Here is a 17,394-nt window from a genome sequence, read left to right as displayed (position 1 = left end):
CAACGTCATCCTCGGGCTCGTCCCGAGGATCTGCCGAGGGTTGGTCTGGGCTGGAAGGGCATGGATTTTAACGCCGGTGGGCTGTCCATGACCGTTGTGCTGGCGGCGGCGTGCTTAGATCCTCGGGACGAGCCCGAGAATGACGTCGCTGGGTGTGGTTGGCGTGGTGGCATGCTGGCACGAAAGGCTGCCAGCACCCTCAAAACCCGATGGTTTCTTCAAACGCGTCCCAGGAGCGGGTGAGTTCGTAGCGGCCGATGCCGGGGAGGGCGAAGTGGCCGAAGTAGGGGCTGAGCTGGAATTCGGCGAAGGCTTCGCTGAGCTTGCCGACGGCGCCGACATAGATGGCCGATGCCAGGCCCGTGCGGTTGGCGCCGTGTTCGCAGTGGATGAGGAGCGGCTTGGGCGCATCTGCCATCAGCTTGGCGAGGCGCTCGGCCTCGGGGATCGGCAATAGCTTCGACGAGGACATCGGGAAATCGATCAGGGTGATGCCGGCTTTCTCAGCGGCGGCCGCTTCATTGTGGTACCAGTCCGTGCGCTCCTCGTCGCGCAGGTTGACGATGGTCTTGATGCCATAGGTATCGGCATAGGTGGCGATGTCAGTGCCGCTCGGCTGGGCCGAGCGGTAGAGCTCGCCGGGGATGACTTCGTGGAAATTTCCGGTGAGCTGGCCGATGCCGGCATGGCCGAGGACCAGGAGCACCGCGCCAAGCGCGAGGCCCGCGGGCCACTTCAGAAATTTCAGATATTTACGCGTCATGCCTTCACTTCTCAGCCGTCGTCGTGGCTGTTCCAGCGCCTCTGTCACAGCAACCACGCCTCAAATAGGCAGCCGGATCGCGCCGTGCCAGCGTTTTCGACGACCAGCCTCTTCAACGAAACGTGAGCGGTGGGCTCTAGCGGGCAAATGGCGCGATGATGTGGCGGCGGGGTAAGCGAAACTTCTCACGGGAAACTTAGGGGGCGAAACCTGCGGGGGACAAATGGCGCTTGCCAACCTTTCGGAAAGGATTGCGCGGCGATAATCGGCCATCACGGGAATCGGGACGCCATGGCCAAGACAGCGACACGCCGCAAGACATCGACACGCTCGCGGGCGGGAGCGAGAAAGAGCGGAGGCGGCAGCGCGCTTCCCTGGGTGGTCGTGGGTGCGCTCGCCTTTGGCGGCATCGCCGTCTACGACAACTGGAAGAGCGTGAAGCCGTTGCTCGCTTCGCATGCGCCTTCGCCATCGGCCTCGCGGCCGGTCAGCGTGGCGAAGAACACGCCGCGCGAGCGCGATGCGGTACGTGAGGCCATCAAGGATACGAGCCGTGATACGGGGCCGAGGCAGACGGCGTCGATCGCGCCGGTCTCGAAGATCGTGCCACCGGCGGCAGTGCCGATCCCGTCGTCCAAGGGGCCGGCTTCCGAAAGGGCGGAGCCGGCGTCCATCTCGCCAGTCTCCATTTCACCGGCGCAGACGCAATCCGCAAAGGCTGCCTTCGGCTATTGCGGGCAGGGCGAGCATATCAACTGCGTCGCCGACGGCAGCACCTTCTGGTACAAGGGCGAGAAGATCGTGATTGCCGATATCGTCAGCCCCGGCATCGACAATGCGCGTTGCGACGGCGAACGCAAGGCGGGCTTCGCGGCCAAGCTCCGGCTGCTCAACCTTTTGAATGCCGGGTCGTTCTCGATGAACGCCGCCGGCCAGCCCGACAAGGGGGCCGCACCCCGGGTCATCTCGCGCGACGGTCGCTCGATCGGCGCGCAGCTGGTGGACGAAGGCTTGGCGCGCAAGCCCGGCAAGGGCGCCTGGTGCGCCTGAGGATCGTTTAACCTACTTCTGCTTCGGCGCCTTGCCGTTGGTCTTGAAGACGGCGGAGAAGGCCGTGTCGGTGCTCTTGGCGCTGCATTCGATTGCGACCGGCTTCCCGTCATAAGGGTTGCCGAGCGTGCAGCTTCCCGAGACCTTGACCTGGCCGGTCATCTTCTGGCCGGCGCCCGTCACGACCATATCAAGCGGCAGCGTGACATTGCCCGCTGATGCCGGCTTGATCTTGGTGCCGTCGCCCTGAAAGCCGAGCATCTTGCCTTCTGCGGAAAAGATGAAGGTGACCTGACCGTTGACCAGCGTAACGCTGGCGATCTCGTTTTGGCAGGGCTTGGAGACATCGACCTTGCCGACGACGAGCTTGCTGCATCGGCCGGCCAGCGTTAGCGCGCCAGGCGCGCCGGGGAAGTTCTGCTGTGCCGTGCCCGCTGCCTGCGCGATCGATGCCGACAGAAGCGCGCCGGCGGTCAAGATTACCAGTTTCATTTCAATACCTCGTCATGCCTAAAGCGTGTCGCCACGGCACCGAGGCCATGACATTCTACTGTGTTCGAAATTGGTCAGCACGCTAGACTTTCAATGTCTTGGCACACAACTTCGCAGTCCAAGAAAAGCCACCAGAAATGGCTGCCGAAACCACTTTTACATATGCTCATCCGATAATAAGACCGTCGCGCCCCGTGTGGGGCGTTTTGAGGGGAAACATGAGAAACATCACGCTGTCGGCGGTCTCCGCCATCGCATTTCTGGCATTTACAGGCGTCTCTCACGCGGAAGACCTGGTCTTCACGCTGAAGAACGGCACCAACTCGGTGCTCACCAATTTCTATACCTCGCCCGTTGGCGTCAACGAGTGGGAAGACGACGTCTTCGGTAAGCAGGTGCTGACCCCGGGCGAGAGCATGGACATCACCATCGGCGACGGCCGCGACGTCTGCAAATACGACATGAAATTCGAGTTCGAGGAAGGCTCCAACCTCGACACGACCACCGACACGCAGGATCTCTGCGAAATGGGCTCCTATACGATCCACGAATAAGCGTTCGCGCGATACGCTCGACATGAAGAGGTCCGGCCCATCCGCCGGGCCTCTTTTCGTTTGCGCGCCTGCCTTGCCCGATGCCCGACAGCAAAACGCCCCGGAGACCGGGGCGGTGGTTGCTGCTTTGGTGCCGGGCACAATGCCCGACATCGTTAGCGGCAGACGCGGATGCTTTCCATGTGGTAGCCGCCGTCATAGGCGTTCTGGACCTGGCGATCCTCGAACCAGCAACGCGGCGGGGGCGGCGGTGGCGGGTCGATGTAGCGCGGGCCGGAATTGCCGTTGGCAATCGCGCCGCCGATCAGGCCGCCGATAACGCCAGCCGCAAGACCTCCGGCGATAACGGCGCCATCATTGTTGTGATGGTGGCGGCGCGGGGGTGGGGGTGGCGGCTGGTCGCGGTAGCCATAGCCCGGCGGGCGACGGTCGTAATACTGCGCCATTGCCGGCGCGGTGGTCGCCAGGACGCTGCTGAACGTGGTTGCGGCAACCACGGCGTACAGAGCCATCTTCTTCATTCGCATGCGTCTCCGTTAAGATCGAGAGGCTCGATAGCCACTCAACATGCCCAGAAGATGGCATTGGTTGGCTTAATGGATTCTGAACGAGGTTGGGGTGTGGACAGGTCTTGAAGCGAGTGGGTCGGGGCCTGTCGCGCCCGGCGGATCGGCGCAGGCCGCGTCGCCTCATGAAAAACATTTCGCCGACGAAGCGTCGATTGCGCGCTTTGGATAGCCGATTGCCGAAACGAAAAAGGGCTCAGCGATTTCTCGCTAAGCCCTTGACTATTCAGTCTAATCTGGATGGTGGGCGTGACAGGGATTGAACCTGTGACCCCTACGATGTCAACGTAGTGCTCTCCCGCTGAGCTACACGCCCATCCGATGTCGGCGCATAGACCACAAACCTATTTGGCCGTCAATAGGCCTTTTTCAGATTTGTGACATGGGCCCACAGAACCCTTAGGCCGCAAGCATTTTATTGACTTCGTCAACGAGGTCGCGGAGGTGGAAAGGCTTGGAAAGGACCTTCGCGTCCTTCGGTGCCTTCGAATCAGGGTTGAGTGCCACGGCCGCAAAACCGGTGATGAACATCACCTTGAGGTCGGGATCGAGTTCGGTGGCGCGGCGCGCCAGCTCGATGCCGTCCATTTCGGGCATGACGATATCGGTGAGAAGAAGGGAAAAGGGTTCTTCGCGAAGGCGGTCGTATGCGCTGGCGCCGTTGTCGTAGGACAGGACCTTGTAGCCTGCCTTTTCGAGCGCCTTCACAAGGAAGCGGCGCATGTCGTTGTCGTCTTCTGCAAGAAGTATCTTCTGAGTCATTATCCAGACCGCTGATCAGTGGAATTTATGCGTGAGTATTGGTCATTTACACTAGATTTCGGCCGGTAAACAACCGGTGAAGCGCCTGTGCAAAGCGTCATCCCCATGAGATAGTATGGACTTGGCGGCCTTCAACTGGCAACATGGGCGCGATAGCTGCCTGCCAGCATGGTTAAGAGGGAAACAGGTGGACGAGATTCCCGCGTACGAGCTTTTTGAGATACGGGAACCCGCGTCGCACACCATTCCATTCGTCTACAATTCCCCCCATAGCGGCCGCATCTATCCGCCAGAATTCATCGCGCAATCGAGATTGCAGGGGATTTCGATCCGCCGCTCGGAAGACCATTATGTCGACGAGCTGTTTTCGGCGGCAGGCGCGCTTGGGGCGCCGCTGCTGCTCGCCAATTTTCCGCGCGCCTATCTCGATGTGAACCGCGAGCCCTACGAGCTCGACCCGCGCATGTTCGACGGGCTCCTGCCTGCCTACGCCAATATCAATTCGCTGCGCGTGGCCGGCGGGCTCGGGACGATCCCACGCATTGTTGCCGAGAACATGGAGATCTACGCGCGTCGCCTGCCGGTGCAGGAGGCGCTCGATCGGATCGAGGCCGTCTACAAGCCCTATCACGCCGCACTGCGCCGGCTGATCGCGCGCACGCATGTGCAGTTCGGCTTCGGCGTCTTGATCGACTGCCACTCGATGCCGGGCAATATTCGCGTCGCGGGCGCCACGTCGCGGCCGGATTTCATCATCGGCGATCGCTACGGCACGAGCGCGTCGGCCGAGCTGTCGCGCATGGCGGTCAGCATCTTCGAGGAGATGGGCTTTGCCGCGATCCGCAACAAGCCCTATGCCGGCGGCTTCATCACCGAGCATTACGGCCGCCCCTCGCGCGGCCTGCACGCGCTGCAGATCGAGGTCAACCGCTCGATCTATGTCGACGAGGTGACGCTCGAGCGCCGCGCCGATTTCCCGCTCGTGGCCGCCGCGATCACTTCCTTCATGCGCCAGATGGCCGACTACGTCGCCAAGTTCGCCGGCGATACAGCGCTGGCGGCGGAGTAGGGTGGTTTTCCGAGCGCGTTGACGCTGGGGCCGGCTGGCTCTATTTTTTGGCTATCGGTCAATGGTGGTGACGATGGATATCGCAGCTACGGTTTTGGGAACTGTCAATGCGCCTTACGGGCGCAAGCTGACGGCCGCTGAGTTGGCGTTTTATCTGTCGCATGCGGGTGAGGCGACGACCGTACCCGGCCACATGTCGTCCTTCTTCGCGGAGGTGACCCCGCAGCTTCAGGCGGCGTTCGCGGCCTCGGTCGGCATTTCGCTGCCTGAATTGGTGGAGGCCGCCAGGGCGTTCTCCGTCTATTCCGGCGAAACCTACCCGTTGGCGGCGTGACGATCGGCGGTCCTCCGGATTGGAGGCGGCTTTTCCGCATCGCGACAAGCCTGATCGATCAGGTCAATCGCGCCTATCCTATTATCGACGAGTGGTCCTTCGGTGGTGGCACCGCGATGATGCTGCAGATCGAGCATCGGGACAGTCATGACGTCGATATTTTCCTGCCAGATGCCCAGGTGCTGGGCTATCTCGATCCCGCGAAAGCCGAATTGAAGTTCGATGTCTTTCCCGACGGGTACGAGGGGGATGGCGTCAAGTTCCAGAAGTTTGCCTTCACTGGGGTCGGGGAGATCGATTTTATCGTCGCTCAAGGACTGACGTCCGTTCCCTATGCTCGGGCCTCCGTCGAGAATTTGGATGTACTTCTGGAGACAGTGCCCGAGATCGTTGCCAAGAAGATCTATTATCGCGGGTCGTCCATTCGACCCCGTGACATTTTTGACATTGCCGCCGCTGCCGAGAGCCATGAGCGCGAGCTCGTTGAGGAGCTTCGGGGTTATCGCCCGCATGTCGAGGCGACGTTGTCAGCAATTGCCGGGCTCAATGCCGATTTCGTCTCGGCCGCTATCGCTCAGCTGATGATCCGGCCGGCGTTTCAGCATGTCGCGGCGACGGCGATCCAGCGTACTAATACTGTCTTGAAGATGGTGTAGCTTTTCAGCGTCAAAGTTGCGGACTTCGGCGGTTCCTCTTGGTTGCCATTCCAACCCGACAAAAAAAGACCGCCTTGCGGCGGTCCAAGTCTAGGGAGGAAACACCCAAGGAGGGTATTTACAGTCAGAAGACTGTAGGGAGACGTTACTATTGCAGTGCACAATTGTCAATCATTTTATTGCGGTGCGCAAAATATGTGCAGCCGGCTAAAAATTGCTGCTTCCGTTTGCAAAACGGGCCTTTTCGGCTATGGAAAGCGGCATCGACAGTCTCACACGGATGTCCCTCATGTTTCCTGATCGCACCTTCTTCAATCGACTCGCGGAAGCCGCCAAGGCCGAGACACTGCCGCGGTTTCGCTCCGGGACCGGCGTGACGAACAAGCTTGCATCCGGCTTCGACCCCGTCACCGAGGGCGACCGTGCGGCCGAAGTGGCGATCCGGGCGCTGATCGAACAGCATTTTCCCGAGCACGGCATTCTCGGCGAGGAGTTTGGCAATGTCGGGCTCGATCGCGAGCATGTCTGGGTGATCGATCCGATCGACGGCACGCGGGCGTTCATCTCGGGCGTTCCCGTCTGGGGGACGCTGATCGGCCTCTACAGAGACGGTCGGGCGATCATGGGGATGATCGAGCAGCCGTTTACCGGCGAGCGCTATTTCGCCGATGAGAGCGGATCCTATTACACTGGTCCTGAGGGCGAGCGGAAGCTTCAGGTGCGCGATTGCGCCGGGCTTGCCGATACGATCCTGTTCACCACCTCGCCGCATCTCTTCGTCGGCACCGAGATGGACCGCTATCGCGAGATCGAGAGCCAGGTGCGGCTCTTCCGCTATGGCACCGATTGCTACGCCTATGCACTTCTGGCGGCTGGGCATATCGATCTCGTCGTCGAAAACGGCCTGAAGCCCTACGACGTCGGCGGCATCATTCCCGTCATCGAGAAGGCCGGCGGCATCATCACCACTTGGGATGGCGGGCGGCCGGAGAATGGCGGCTCGATCATCGCCGCCGGCAGCCAGGCGGTCTATGACGCGGCGGTGGCGATCCTGCGACGCTAAACCGAGGGTTGTTCAGAACCGAGCAGGATCAGGCCCGGTTTTGTTAGGTTTAGACAATGTTCAATAGCATTGGTTGTTATCGATCGATGTGATCTCTCATCGGTTGTTTGTTTCGCGAAAACATGCGGTTACTTGACCGAGACCATGCTCGCAGGGGATGAACATTAATTGAACGGAAAGACTTCGCTGCAAATCTTGCCGCTGAAATGAATGTTTATGGACCTTTGCTTTTTCGGCGGTCCGCATTTCGGTTTGAGGCAAATTATAATGCAGCTTTTTTCTTTCGGATCCGCCGCGGGCGCCAAGGCCGTTCTTGATGCCGTCAGCCGTTCCCAGGCCGTGATCGAGTTCGACATGGCGGGCAAGATCCTCTTCGCCAACGAGAATTTCTGTCAGGCCATGGGATACAGCCTGATCGAGATCGTCGGGCGACCCCACAGTATGTTCGTCGATCCGGAAGAGGCTCGAAGCGCGGAGTACGCTGCCTTCTGGAAGGGCCTGAACAAGGGCGAGTTCGATCGTCGGCAGTACAAGCGCATCGCCAAGGGTGGGCGCGAGGTGTGGATCGAGGCCTCCTACAATCCGGTCTTCAAGGGCAGCACACCCTACAAGGTCGTGAAGTTCGCCACCGTGATTACCGATACGAAGCTGAAGAGTGCTGAAGATGCCGGCAAGCTCGATGCGCTCTCGCGCGCGCAGGCGACGATCGAGTTCACGCCGGACGGCCATATCCTGACAGCCAACGAGAATTTCCTGAAGACGCTCGGCTATACGCTGGAGGAAATCCGCGGGCGGCATCATTCGATGTTCTGCGATCCGGCCTATGCCGCAAGTGCGGAGTACAAGGAATTCTGGCGCGGCCTAGCGGCCGGGCAGTTCGCCGCCGACGAGTTCGCGCGCATCGGCAAGGGCGGCCGCAAGGTGTTCATCCAGGCCTCCTACAACCCGATCTTCGACATGAGCGGCAAGGTGTTCAAGGTCGTCAAATTCGCGACCGATGTCAGCGAGCGGGTGCGGGCCGTCAACGAACTCGCCGTTGGCCTGCAGGCGATGGCGGATGGCGATCTGGACCAGACGATCGAAAAGCCCTTCATCGCCTCGCTGGAGACGCTGCGCACCGATTACAACTCTTCGATCGGCCGGTTGCGGGCGGCGATGCAGGCGATCGCCAGGAACGCGACGCAGATCGCATCGGGAACGCGCGAGATCAGTGCGGCGTCCGACGATCTTGCCCGCCGTTCGGAATCGCAGGCTTCCTCCGTCGAGGAGACTGCGGCGGCGGTGACCGAGATTTCCACGACCGTTTCGGATTCGGCGCGCCGGGCGGCCGATGCTGGGCGGCTTGTCGACGACACGACGAAGAGCGCGCAGGATTCCGCCGATGTCGTCAAGCAGACGGTGGACGCCATGGCCAGGATCGAGCGTTCCTCGACCCAGATCGCAGGCATCGTCAGCGTCATCGACGATATCGCCTTCCAGACCAATCTTCTGGCGCTGAACGCTGGCGTCGAGGCGGCGCGTGCCGGGGAAGCCGGCAAGGGGTTTGCGGTCGTGGCACAAGAGGTGCGACAGCTGGCGCAGCGTTCGGCCGATGCGGCCAAGGAGATCAAGGCGCTGATCCACGATAGCGAAGCCTCGGTTCGTGATGGGGTGGCGTTGGTGGACAAGACCGGTGCGGCGCTGGAGGCGATCGCGACGCGGGTGCTGCAGGTGCACGACAATGTCTCGGGCATCGTTGTGGCAGCGCGCGAGCAATCGCAGGCGCTGGGCCAGATCAACGAGGCCGTGATGTCGATGGATCAGGATACGCAGCGCAATGCGGCGATGGTCGAGCAGACCGCGTCCGCCAGCCGCAAGCTGGCGGCGGAGGCGAGCGCGCTGTTCGAGCTGATCGGCCAGTTCAAGGTCGGCGACGAGCGAAGCGCGCGGGGCATGACGCCGCTGGCCAGGGTTGCCTGACGATCGCGATCTGGCGCGTCGGCGATGACGCGCCATTGGGGCGGGGCGAAGGGCCGACCGCCTGACAGTCCAGACAGATAGGCAAAGAAAAAGGGTTCCGCCGGCAGGCTGGAACCCTTTTTTGTTCGGTCATCTCCTAAGGCTGAGATCAGCCGCCGATGCCGCCGCGCATGCGGGCGGTGTCGAAGGCCGCCGGGCGCGGCGTCGGCACGGCCACTGCCGTCGGCACGGTGTAGGCAACGGCCTCGAAGGCGGCGGGCGCCGGCTCGGACGGGACATAGGCCTGCTGGACTGGAACCTGCAGCACGTGCTGCTGCTTGGCCTGCGCCTGCTGCGGCTGAGCTTGCTGGAACCGATCCTGCTGGAATTGCGGCTGCTGAGTTTGCGCCGGCTGAAGCTGGGCGGTCTGTACCTGTGCCTGCTGAACCTGCGGCTGTTCCATGCGGACCGCTTCGGCGGTCGTCTGCATGGGAGCGGCCTGCGGTACGGGGACGCTTTCCGGTGCTTCGTATGCGGTTTCGACGACGCCCTGCGCCATCGGGATCGGCTCGCGGGCCGGCGAGGCGGCTGGCGTCAGCAGCTCGAACTGCGCGGCCATCTGACTGTGAGCGGGCACGAAATTCATCGCGACTTCGTAGGCGGGGAGCGGCGAGGGGGTCTGCAGCTCGCCATCGGCACCGCGCTTCTCGTAGAAGGCATTGCCGCCGGCAACCGTCACGTAGTGCATGTTGTCGTAGGGGAACTTCATGCCGTCGGTGTGGAAGAACATGGCTTCCTTGACGGCGGGATTGCGCTCACCCTTCAAAAGTGCGTCGGCGGCCGCGTTGAGATCGGGCTCCGCCTGGGCCTTGACCTCACGGGTCATGACGCCGGGGGCGAACTGCTTGGCCTGCGAAACGACGCCGCAAATGGACTTGGGATAGGCCGGGGATGTCAGGCGGTTCATCACGACACTGCCGACAGCCATGTAGCCGTCGTGATCGGAATGCAGCGATTCGAAATACATCGCCCGCTTGAGACAGGTTCGGTCTTCCGTCGTGTAATTGTAGGTGACCTTACCGGGCGTGCCGGTATGCAGACGCTTGGTCGTCTGAATGCTGCCTGTGGTCTTTGGCGTGCTGGTGCAGCCCGTGGCAGCTAAGCCCACAATCATGATCCCGAAGAGAGATCGTCCCAATACGTAATGCGCCCTCAACGCCAGGTGCCCCCTATGTGATTAGTTCAGCCCTTATCGAAAAAGTGGGTAACTATTATCTTACAATCGTAAAAATTCAAACACCGCGTTACATTTTTGTCTCAAAATGTGATCGGGCCGGCCGGAACTTCACGATGCTGGACAAGTGGGGCGCGGAATGGGACCCGCCTAAGGCGCTCCGGCTCAGGTGCCGAAGCCTTCGAATTCCTCGGAAACCTCGGCATCCGCGCCCGGAATGAAGGCGTGGAAGGCGGCAAGTGCTGCCTGTCTGTAGACGTCGCGTTCCTGCAACACTTCGTGACGAGCGCCGTTGATCGGCACCAGCTGGCCGGCGCGGAAATAGCGCGAGAGACGCTCCTGGGCGATGTAAGGCACGATCGTATCGCGCGTCGGGGCTATCACGACGGTCGGGATGGTGATCGAAAAGAGGTGGTTCGGTGCTGTCACGCGCTCGATGGTCTTGAAGGATTCGACCAGCCAGCGCGCGGTGGGCGGGCCGAGCGTGAGATCGGGATTTGCCTGAGCGATCGCTACGTTGCGTTCGAAGCGGACCTCGTCCGATGTCAGCGGATTGTCGCGGAACGGTTTTTCCCTGAGCTTGCGCGACAGCGGGTGCGAACCGAGGCCGAGCGCGCAGGCCGCGGACGCGAGCCAGCGGATGGTGCCGGCGGAGGCTACCTGACCCGAGAGGCCGATGAAGGGCGCCGTCAGCACCATGCGCTCGATGCGCGTCGTCAGATAAGGAGCGGCCGACAGCGCGATCAGCGCGCCGGTCGAATGAGCCAACATATAGAAGGGCAGGCGGGTATCGGGCAGCACGACTTTCTCGAGGAAGGTATCGAGGTCATGCTCGTAATCGACGAAGCGGCGGACATGGCCGTAGTGACGCTTCTTCAGCATGCGGTCGGAATTGCCCTGGCCGCGCAGATCGAAGGTGGCGACCCAGAGGCCCTTGTCGGTCAGGTCGCGGATCGTTTCGTAATATTTCTCGATGAATTCGTTGCGGCCATGCAAAAGCACGACGGTGCCCTTGGCAACGGGTGCCTGGGAGCGGAAGACGGCGTAGCGCAGCTTCAGGCCGTCATGCGTCTCGAAGAAGCCTTCCGTGCGATTTTCCGGAACCGGATTGCCGGGTGTCGAAAACAGAACCTGTTCCATAGCCGTCAGCGCGCGCCCTTCGAAAGGATTCGGAATAGAAGTAAAGCGGATAGGCGATCGGCCTGTCAAATCAAAGAAAAAAGCGTTCCTGAGGTGCGCGTCGCCGGCGCCCGCTCAAAAAAGTGGCCGGCATGCGGGACCTGAGGGGAGCGCAGTGCCGGCCGGAGATCGGGCTGAAGACGAAGGGACGATACACTCCAGCCATCGAGCCAGTGTAACCCGATGACGCAATCTTTAGGCCCACGCGTCTGAACGGATGCCGAACTAGGTGTTCATGCGCGGTTCACGGTGGCTGGCCGCGGATTTTCAGTGGTTGTGGGCGGCCCTCAGAAAGGGTCTTGAAGTCCGAAAAAGCCATCCCCATCTCATGGTAGCGGACGCCAGAACGGGTCCGCGGAACCGTCCCGAAGCTGCCGATCAAGGGGTTTCTGGGGCAATTTATCGCAATCAGTCGCTTCCTCAGGAGGACATCATGCGTCACGTAGACTTCTCTCCCCTCTATCGTTCCACCGTCGGTTTCGACCGTCTCTTCACCATGCTCGACAGCCTGGGCCAGCCCGACCAGGGCCAGACGTATCCGCCCTACAATATCGAACGCACCGGTGAAAACACCTACCGCATCACCATGGCCGTCGCCGGTTTCGACGAAACCGAAATTTCGATCGAAGCGCAGGCCCATGCTCTCACCGTCAAGGGCGAGAAGAATGAAGACAATGCGGAAGGCTCCGAATTCCTCTATCGAGGTATCGCCAAGCGTACCTTCGAACGTCGCTTCCAACTCGCCGACCATGTCGAGGTGACGGCTGCTTCGCTGAAGAACGGTCTGCTCCATATCGACCTTCTTCGCAGCATTCCCGAGGCCATGAAGCCCCGCAAGATCGCGATCGCCGCCGAACCGGTGAGCGCGCCGAAGGCCATCGAGGCCCAGGTCACCAACTAAGTCACCAACGAACCAATCCCTCCCAGGATATGGCAACGAGGCGGCGTCCCCCACGGGGCGCCGCTTTTTTGTTGTCGGGTCACGCCGCCGATGCGGCGCGACCGGTCATGCCGGGTTGGCGGCCTGTTCCACCTCGGCGGCGGTGGCGCGGCGGTGGTGGGCGGCGGCGTATTTTTGGGCGATGACAGCGCAGACCATCAGCTGGATCTGGTGGAAGAGCATCAGCGGCAGGACGATGGCGCCGATCGCCTGGCCGGCGAAGATGACGTTGGCCATGGGAACGCCGCTCGCCAGGCTCTTCTTCGAGCCGCAGAAGGTGATGGTGATCTGGTCGGCTTCGTTGAAGCCCATCAGGCGGCTGCCGAAGGTGGTGGCGCAGAGCACGAGTGCCAGCAGAACCATGTCGGCGACGATGACGACCGCGATGTCGGACAGCGAGAAGGTGTGCCACAGACCCTCGACGACGGCGGTCGAGAAGGCGAGGTAGACGACCATCAGGATCGAGCCGCGATCAACAGGCATCAGGATCTTCTTCTTGGCGCGGATCCAGTCGCCGATCCAGGGCTGCAACGCCTGACCGACGATGAACGGCAGCAGCAGCTGCGTGAAGATCTGCAGCAGCGCATCCCACGAGAAGCCGCCATGGCCGCCGACCGAGAAGAGCAGGCCGACGAGGAGCGGGGTCAGGAACATGCCGAAGATGTTCGACGCCGAGGCCGAGCAGATCGCGGCCGGCACGTTGCCGCCGGCCATCGAGGTGAAGGCGATCGAGGACTGTACGGTTGATGGCAGCACGCAGAGGAAGAGAATGCCGAGATAAAGCGAATGCGGCAGGATCGAATCTGGGATGAAGCCGAGACCCATGCCGAGCAGCGGGAAGACGCCGAAGGTGGTGAGCAGGATCACCAGATGCAGCCGCCAGTGCAGCAGGCCCGCAATCACCACGTCGCGCGACAGGCGGGCGCCATGCAGGAAGAAGAGGAGCGCGATCGCGATGGTGGTCGCCGTGCCGAAATAGCCGGCGAAGGCGCCGCTCGCCGGCAGGATCGATGCAAGGATGACCGTGCAGACCAGGAGGATCGTGAAAGTATCGGGCAGGAAACGGCGCATGGGCTTGGTCTCGGCTTGTTCGGCATTGTAGCCGGCTTTTGATGGATCAATTCTGTTTCTTCCATTATGATACGCGATGCAAGAAATAACAGTTATCACGACGCGGGATAATCATGCTTGATCTTACGCAATTGCGCAGCTTCGTCGCCGTCGAGCAGATGGGGAGCTTCACGCTGGCCGCCGAGCGGCTGGGGCTTGGGCAATCGACGGTGAGCCAGCATATCCAGCGGCTGGAGACGTCGGTCGGGCGGCGGCTCTTGGCGCGCGATACGCACAAGGTGGTGCTGACGACGGATGGCGAGGCGCTGCTGTCGCATGCGCGCGCCATGCTCTCGATCGAAGGGCAGGTGCAGTCGCTGTTTGGCGGGCCAAGCCTGCGCGGCAAGCTGAGGCTCGGGGTTTCTGAGGATTTCGTCACCAGCCAGCTGCCCGGCGTGCTTGAGGATTTCGTGCGCTCGCACCCGTCGGTCGATCTGGAGCTGACGGTGGCGCTCTCGGGTGTGCTTTATGAAATGCAGGACAATGGCGAGATCGATCTGGTGCTCGCCAAGCGGCGGCTGGGCGACGCGCGCGGGCGGCTGGTCTATCGCGAGCCGCTGGTGTGGCTGGCGCGCGACCCCGACCATATCATGAGCGCGTCGCCTTTACCGCTGATCGCCTTTCCGCCGCCGAGCGTGACGCGGGCTATCTCGCTGGAGGCGCTGGGACGGCACCAGATTTCCTGGCGGATCGTCTGCACCTGCGGGAGCCTCAGCGGTCTGACGGCGGCGGCGCGCGCCGGGATGGGCGTGCTCGTGCAACCACGCAGCATGGCGCCATCGGGGCTGAAGGTGATCGGCAAGGGCAAGCTGCCGGTGCTCGAGGATGTCGAGTTCGTGCTGGTGCCGCGCAAGGGTGCGGACCAGGCGCTGGTGTCGGCGCTGTCGGACGATATTCTTTCCAAGGTCCGGAGCCTCAGGTCGAGCTGAGATCGTATGGCCGCTCGGATGGCACGATATGTGGTTAATCGATTGCCAGGCATTTTAAGTATCCTTCAACCCTGTCGCTTAGGCTTCTGGTTACCTTGGACCCCTTAGTTTGATCCTCGCTCAAGGTCGACGTTCGGGGCTACAGGGAGAACGGACGATGGTATATGGAGCGCTCTTCGTCTCCGGGCTGGTCGCCTGCGTGATGCTCATCGTCGTGGCCGGCCACGATAGCAAGACGACGGATAACGGGGCGCCGCCCTCCGCCGTGATGCTGCATCAGAATTAGACGTTCACGAGAATCAGAAGACGATCTCGATAGTGGTGATCCCGCCCTTGGGCGCGGATCACCATTGTCATTCACGCATTATCGCCATGGTTTTCGCGGTGTTGCCTTCACCGGATGCGATTTTCCAGACTTAGGTAGCCGTTGCCACCGATGACCGCAGTCGGCCCGAAGCGGACATAGCCTTCTGATGGCAGAACACATATTTATGGAGCTAGCCTTAAAGGATCCAAAGATTTTAGAAATGCGTCGGGAAGCTGCCCAATTTCAACAACATCGAATTCCTCGATGCCTGCGGGTATGACGCGGAAATCGTATGTCTCAAAAGAGCTGTCGAAAATTTCCACCTCCATCAGCGGATCATCCCAGCATATGCGCACTGTTGGAAAGGCACCCTCCAAAACTTCGGACGGTGACACCAAATTTGCGCTTGCGAAGCTTACAAAGGATGCGACCACAGACTTTGTGGATATGCCTATACGCCCGGAGAAATTTTCGACCGTTTCCAGAACTTTTTCCCACTCCATGCCAATTGCGCGCTCCGCCTGTGTTTGTTCGGGTTCCATCTAACTCTGATAGCAAATGACCGCTATTGGCGCGAAGCGGAAGACCGCAGTCGGCCCTAGGCAGACGTCGAATCCGCATCGATGGTCCTCTCCAACGCAACTCTTTCGGTGAGGATTGCACCAACAACAAGCTTAAAAAGATCGTTGCTGCGTGATGCGAATGACGGTTGATCGCCGATCCAGCCGAGAGCGCCGATCAACGCGAAAAGATCGTTTCCATCCAAGTCGCGACGAGCCACCTGGTCCGCCTGCGCCTGTTTTAGAAGACGCGCACCCGCCTCGCGTAGATCTTTACAGGAGGCATGGAGTGCAGACTCGGGGTCGGCCAATGCCGAGGCCATCATCGTCACAACACCGCTGTAGATCTGCACAAAAGAAACAGCATCACGAAGCCAGATCACGAGAGCGTCTTTTGACGACAGCGACGCTTCGAGCATGTCCGCTCTTTGGGTCAATTCCTCCAAACTCCTACGCAGCAAGGCATCCAGCAACGCCTCGCGTGTCGGAAAATGACGCGACAGCGTTGCCCAGCCGATATTTGCCCTGCGTGCGATGTCGCGCAGCGATGCGTTGACCCCTTGCTCCGCAACGACAGCGCGCGCGACCATAAGCAAGTGGTTGTAGTTCTCCCTGGCATCCGCGCGCATCGCTTCTCCTTGACAAACGGGCCATTGGCCCATTTATATGGATCAGTGGCCCGTTTGATATAACGCGACCACCATATGATCCACAAGAAGGAATGTTCTCTTGCGTTACAAGTTGTTTGGTAAGAAGACGGGATTACGGGTGTCCGAATATGTCCTGGGTACAGCGAACTTCGGGACGGCCTGGGGCGGACACGGCGCCGACTCGGAGGAATCTCGTCGCATCATTGACGCCTATGCCGATGCCGGCGGCAACTTCATCGACACGGCAAACGGCTACCAGGAAGGGCAGTCCGAAGAGCTGCTCGGCGACCTTTTGAGAGGACGACGAGATGAATTCGTCCTATCGACCAAATTTGCCGTCAAAACGAATGCAAGTTCCGGAATTCTCGTCACCGGAAACAGCCGGCAAGCTATGGTGTCCTCGGTGGAGGCAAGCCTAAAGCGCCTGAAAACAGATCGTATCGATCTCTTCTGGGCGCATGTCTCTGATGGCGTCACGCCGCTGGAAGAGCTCGTTCGTGGGTTCGACGATCTCGTACGGGCGGGAAAAATTCTTTATGCCGGCCTCTCGAACTTTCCCGCCTGGCGTGTCGCCCGCGCTGCAACTATCGCGGAGATCCGCGGCTCGGTTCCGATCGCCGGAATCCAAGTCGAACACAGCCTAGTCCAACGGGCAACCGAGCAGGATCTGATACCTGCCGCTCAGGCGCTTGGAATTGGCGTGGTTGCCTATTCGCCCCTCGGGGGCGGCGTCCTGACCGGTAAATACCGTCAGGTAAAGGATAACGCACGGCGCGACGAAGCTTGGGCTGGTGCGGGTTTCCAGCCGGAGAACACCCCGCAACGCACGGCGATCATCGACACGCTTATCGCCGTGTCTGCAGAGATCGGCGTGACGCCTGGAGAAGTCGCGATTGCCTGGGTCGCGGCAAAAGGATCTCTGCCGATTATCGGGCCGCGAACGCTGGCGCAGCTCGACACCAATCTCGCTGCGTCAAAGGTCAGGCTGGCTCCCACGCAGATTGCCAGATTGGAGCACGTCAGTGCTATTGCGCGAGGCTATCCTCACACTGTGCTTGACGATCCTCGGATTCAGGATCTTATCACTGCCGGGAAGATGGATCAGATCGACATGCCTGCTGAAACCGCCGCTTGAGTTCAGCTGCCGTGCATTCCAATCGCGATGAGCCGTTCATCGGCCGCTTTGTCGGCCGATGGGCCGCCATGCTGTAATGACCGCTGTTGGCGCGAAGCGGCCG

Annotated in this window: 19 protein-coding genes, 1 tRNA gene and 1 pseudogene; 11 read left to right on the top strand and 10 right to left on the bottom strand. The window is 60.9% G+C overall.

Annotated features, from left to right (window positions below; all coding sequences use genetic code 11):
• Nucleotides 1-199 precede the first annotated feature (199 nt).
• The gene (locus ACODTZ_RS31140; protein ID WP_489030539.1) at nt 200-763 is read right to left on the bottom strand and encodes a dual specificity protein phosphatase family protein; all 564 of its coding nucleotides are present in this window, start codon (nt 761-763) and stop codon (nt 200-202) included.
• A gap of 291 nt (nt 764-1,054) precedes the next feature.
• Between ACODTZ_RS31140 and ACODTZ_RS31135 the strand changes: the two genes are divergently transcribed.
• A complete protein-coding gene (locus tag ACODTZ_RS31135) occupies nt 1,055-1,813 on the top strand; it encodes a hypothetical protein (protein ID WP_489030537.1) in 759 nt (252 codons plus the stop codon).
• A 12-nt stretch (nt 1,814-1,825) separates the two neighbouring features.
• Here the strand turns inward: ACODTZ_RS31135 and ACODTZ_RS31130 are convergent, their stop codons facing one another.
• Nucleotides 1,826-2,305: a hypothetical protein gene (locus ACODTZ_RS31130; protein ID WP_018899780.1), complete on the bottom strand. Its 480-nt coding sequence runs from the start codon at nt 2,303-2,305 to the stop codon at nt 1,826-1,828.
• A gap of 218 nt (nt 2,306-2,523) precedes the next feature.
• On the opposite strand from ACODTZ_RS31130, the gene ACODTZ_RS31125 reads away from it, so the two are divergent.
• Nucleotides 2,524-2,859: a hypothetical protein gene (locus ACODTZ_RS31125; RefSeq protein ID WP_489030535.1), complete on the top strand. Its 336-nt coding sequence runs from the start codon at nt 2,524-2,526 to the stop codon at nt 2,857-2,859.
• 155 nt (nt 2,860-3,014) lie between these two features.
• On the opposite strand, the gene ACODTZ_RS31120 is transcribed toward ACODTZ_RS31125, so the two are convergent.
• The 3 genes from ACODTZ_RS31120 to cpdR1 form a co-directional block, all read right to left on the bottom strand.
• A complete protein-coding gene (locus ACODTZ_RS31120; RefSeq protein ID WP_018899778.1) occupies nt 3,015-3,380 on the bottom strand; it encodes a hypothetical protein in 366 nt (121 codons plus the stop codon).
• A gap of 286 nt (nt 3,381-3,666) precedes the next feature.
• Nucleotides 3,667-3,741: transfer RNA gene (locus ACODTZ_RS31115), tRNA-Val, on the bottom strand.
• An 83-nt stretch (nt 3,742-3,824) separates the two neighbouring features.
• Nucleotides 3,825-4,187 carry a response regulator CpdR1 gene (cpdR1, locus tag ACODTZ_RS31110; RefSeq protein ID WP_003542883.1) on the bottom strand — a complete coding sequence of 121 codons (363 nt, stop codon included), beginning with the start codon at nt 4,185-4,187 and terminating at the stop codon, nt 3,825-3,827.
• Nucleotides 4,188-4,374: 187 nt separating this feature from the next.
• On the opposite strand from cpdR1, the gene ACODTZ_RS31105 reads away from it, so the two are divergent.
• The 5 genes from ACODTZ_RS31105 to ACODTZ_RS31085 all read left to right on the top strand — a co-directional run bounded on the left by ACODTZ_RS31105 (nt 4,375) and on the right by ACODTZ_RS31085 (nt 9,268).
• Complete coding sequence (locus ACODTZ_RS31105) at nt 4,375-5,256, top strand: N-formylglutamate amidohydrolase (RefSeq protein ID WP_018899777.1); 882 nt, start codon at nt 4,375-4,377, stop codon at nt 5,254-5,256.
• Nucleotides 5,257-5,329: 73 nt separating this feature from the next.
• Entirely contained in the window at nt 5,330-5,590 is a 261-nt protein-coding gene (locus ACODTZ_RS31100; RefSeq protein ID WP_489030532.1) for a hypothetical protein, read from the top strand.
• The gene (locus ACODTZ_RS31095) at nt 5,587-6,246 is read left to right on the top strand and encodes a nucleotidyl transferase AbiEii/AbiGii toxin family protein (RefSeq protein WP_489030530.1); all 660 of its coding nucleotides are present in this window, start codon (nt 5,587-5,589) and stop codon (nt 6,244-6,246) included. The genes ACODTZ_RS31100 and ACODTZ_RS31095 overlap by 4 nt, the downstream gene beginning before the upstream one ends.
• Before the next feature lie 289 nt (nt 6,247-6,535).
• Entirely contained in the window at nt 6,536-7,309 is a 774-nt protein-coding gene (hisN, locus tag ACODTZ_RS31090; RefSeq protein ID WP_489030528.1) for a histidinol-phosphatase, read from the top strand.
• 267 nt (nt 7,310-7,576) lie between these two features.
• Nucleotides 7,577-9,268: a methyl-accepting chemotaxis protein gene (locus ACODTZ_RS31085; RefSeq protein ID WP_489030526.1), complete on the top strand. Its 1,692-nt coding sequence runs from the start codon at nt 7,577-7,579 to the stop codon at nt 9,266-9,268.
• Nucleotides 9,269-9,698: 430 nt separating this feature from the next.
• On the opposite strand, the pseudogene ACODTZ_RS31080 reads toward ACODTZ_RS31085, so the two are convergent.
• Nucleotides 9,699-10,463 (bottom strand): annotated as a pseudogene (locus tag ACODTZ_RS31080) (cell wall hydrolase); the annotation flags it as partial.
• Between the two features lie 183 nt (nt 10,464-10,646).
• Complete coding sequence (locus tag ACODTZ_RS31075; protein WP_489030524.1) at nt 10,647-11,621, bottom strand: alpha/beta fold hydrolase; 975 nt, start codon at nt 11,619-11,621, stop codon at nt 10,647-10,649.
• A 472-nt stretch (nt 11,622-12,093) separates the two neighbouring features.
• Between ACODTZ_RS31075 and ACODTZ_RS31070 the strand changes: the two genes are divergently transcribed.
• Nucleotides 12,094-12,561: an Hsp20 family protein gene (locus ACODTZ_RS31070; protein WP_018899772.1), complete on the top strand. Its 468-nt coding sequence runs from the start codon at nt 12,094-12,096 to the stop codon at nt 12,559-12,561.
• A gap of 105 nt (nt 12,562-12,666) precedes the next feature.
• Here the strand turns inward: ACODTZ_RS31070 and ACODTZ_RS31065 are convergent, their stop codons facing one another.
• Nucleotides 12,667-13,671, bottom strand: coding sequence for a bile acid:sodium symporter family protein (locus ACODTZ_RS31065; protein WP_489030522.1), 1,005 nt, complete (start codon nt 13,669-13,671; stop codon nt 12,667-12,669).
• Nucleotides 13,672-13,784: 113 nt separating this feature from the next.
• Here ACODTZ_RS31065 and ACODTZ_RS31060 point away from each other — a divergent pair, with 113 nt between their 5' ends.
• Together ACODTZ_RS31060 and ACODTZ_RS31055 are read left to right on the top strand one after the other, a co-directional pair.
• Complete coding sequence (locus ACODTZ_RS31060) at nt 13,785-14,639, top strand: LysR family transcriptional regulator (RefSeq protein WP_111563399.1); 855 nt, start codon at nt 13,785-13,787, stop codon at nt 14,637-14,639.
• A gap of 157 nt (nt 14,640-14,796) precedes the next feature.
• Nucleotides 14,797-14,925 carry a hypothetical protein gene (locus ACODTZ_RS31055; protein WP_018899769.1) on the top strand — a complete coding sequence of 43 codons (129 nt, stop codon included), beginning with the start codon at nt 14,797-14,799 and terminating at the stop codon, nt 14,923-14,925.
• A 203-nt stretch (nt 14,926-15,128) separates the two neighbouring features.
• Here the strand turns inward: ACODTZ_RS31055 and ACODTZ_RS31050 are convergent, their stop codons facing one another.
• A complete protein-coding gene (locus ACODTZ_RS31050) occupies nt 15,129-15,488 on the bottom strand; it encodes a hypothetical protein (RefSeq protein WP_489030519.1) in 360 nt (119 codons plus the stop codon).
• Between the two features lie 56 nt (nt 15,489-15,544).
• Nucleotides 15,545-16,135 (bottom strand): TetR/AcrR family transcriptional regulator, encoded by a 591-nt coding sequence (locus tag ACODTZ_RS31045; RefSeq protein ID WP_489030517.1) that lies wholly within the window; start codon nt 16,133-16,135, stop codon nt 15,545-15,547.
• A 100-nt stretch (nt 16,136-16,235) separates the two neighbouring features.
• Here ACODTZ_RS31045 and ACODTZ_RS31040 point away from each other — a divergent pair, with 100 nt between their 5' ends.
• Nucleotides 16,236-17,291, top strand: a complete 1,056-nt coding sequence (locus ACODTZ_RS31040) for an aldo/keto reductase (protein WP_489030515.1) — start codon at nt 16,236-16,238, stop codon at nt 17,289-17,291.
• The last annotated feature ends 103 nt before the right edge of the window (nt 17,292-17,394 follow it).

This window comes from Rhizobium sp. FG113 (assembly GCF_057809895.1).
This window is presented reverse-complemented; position numbering and strand designations above follow the sequence as displayed.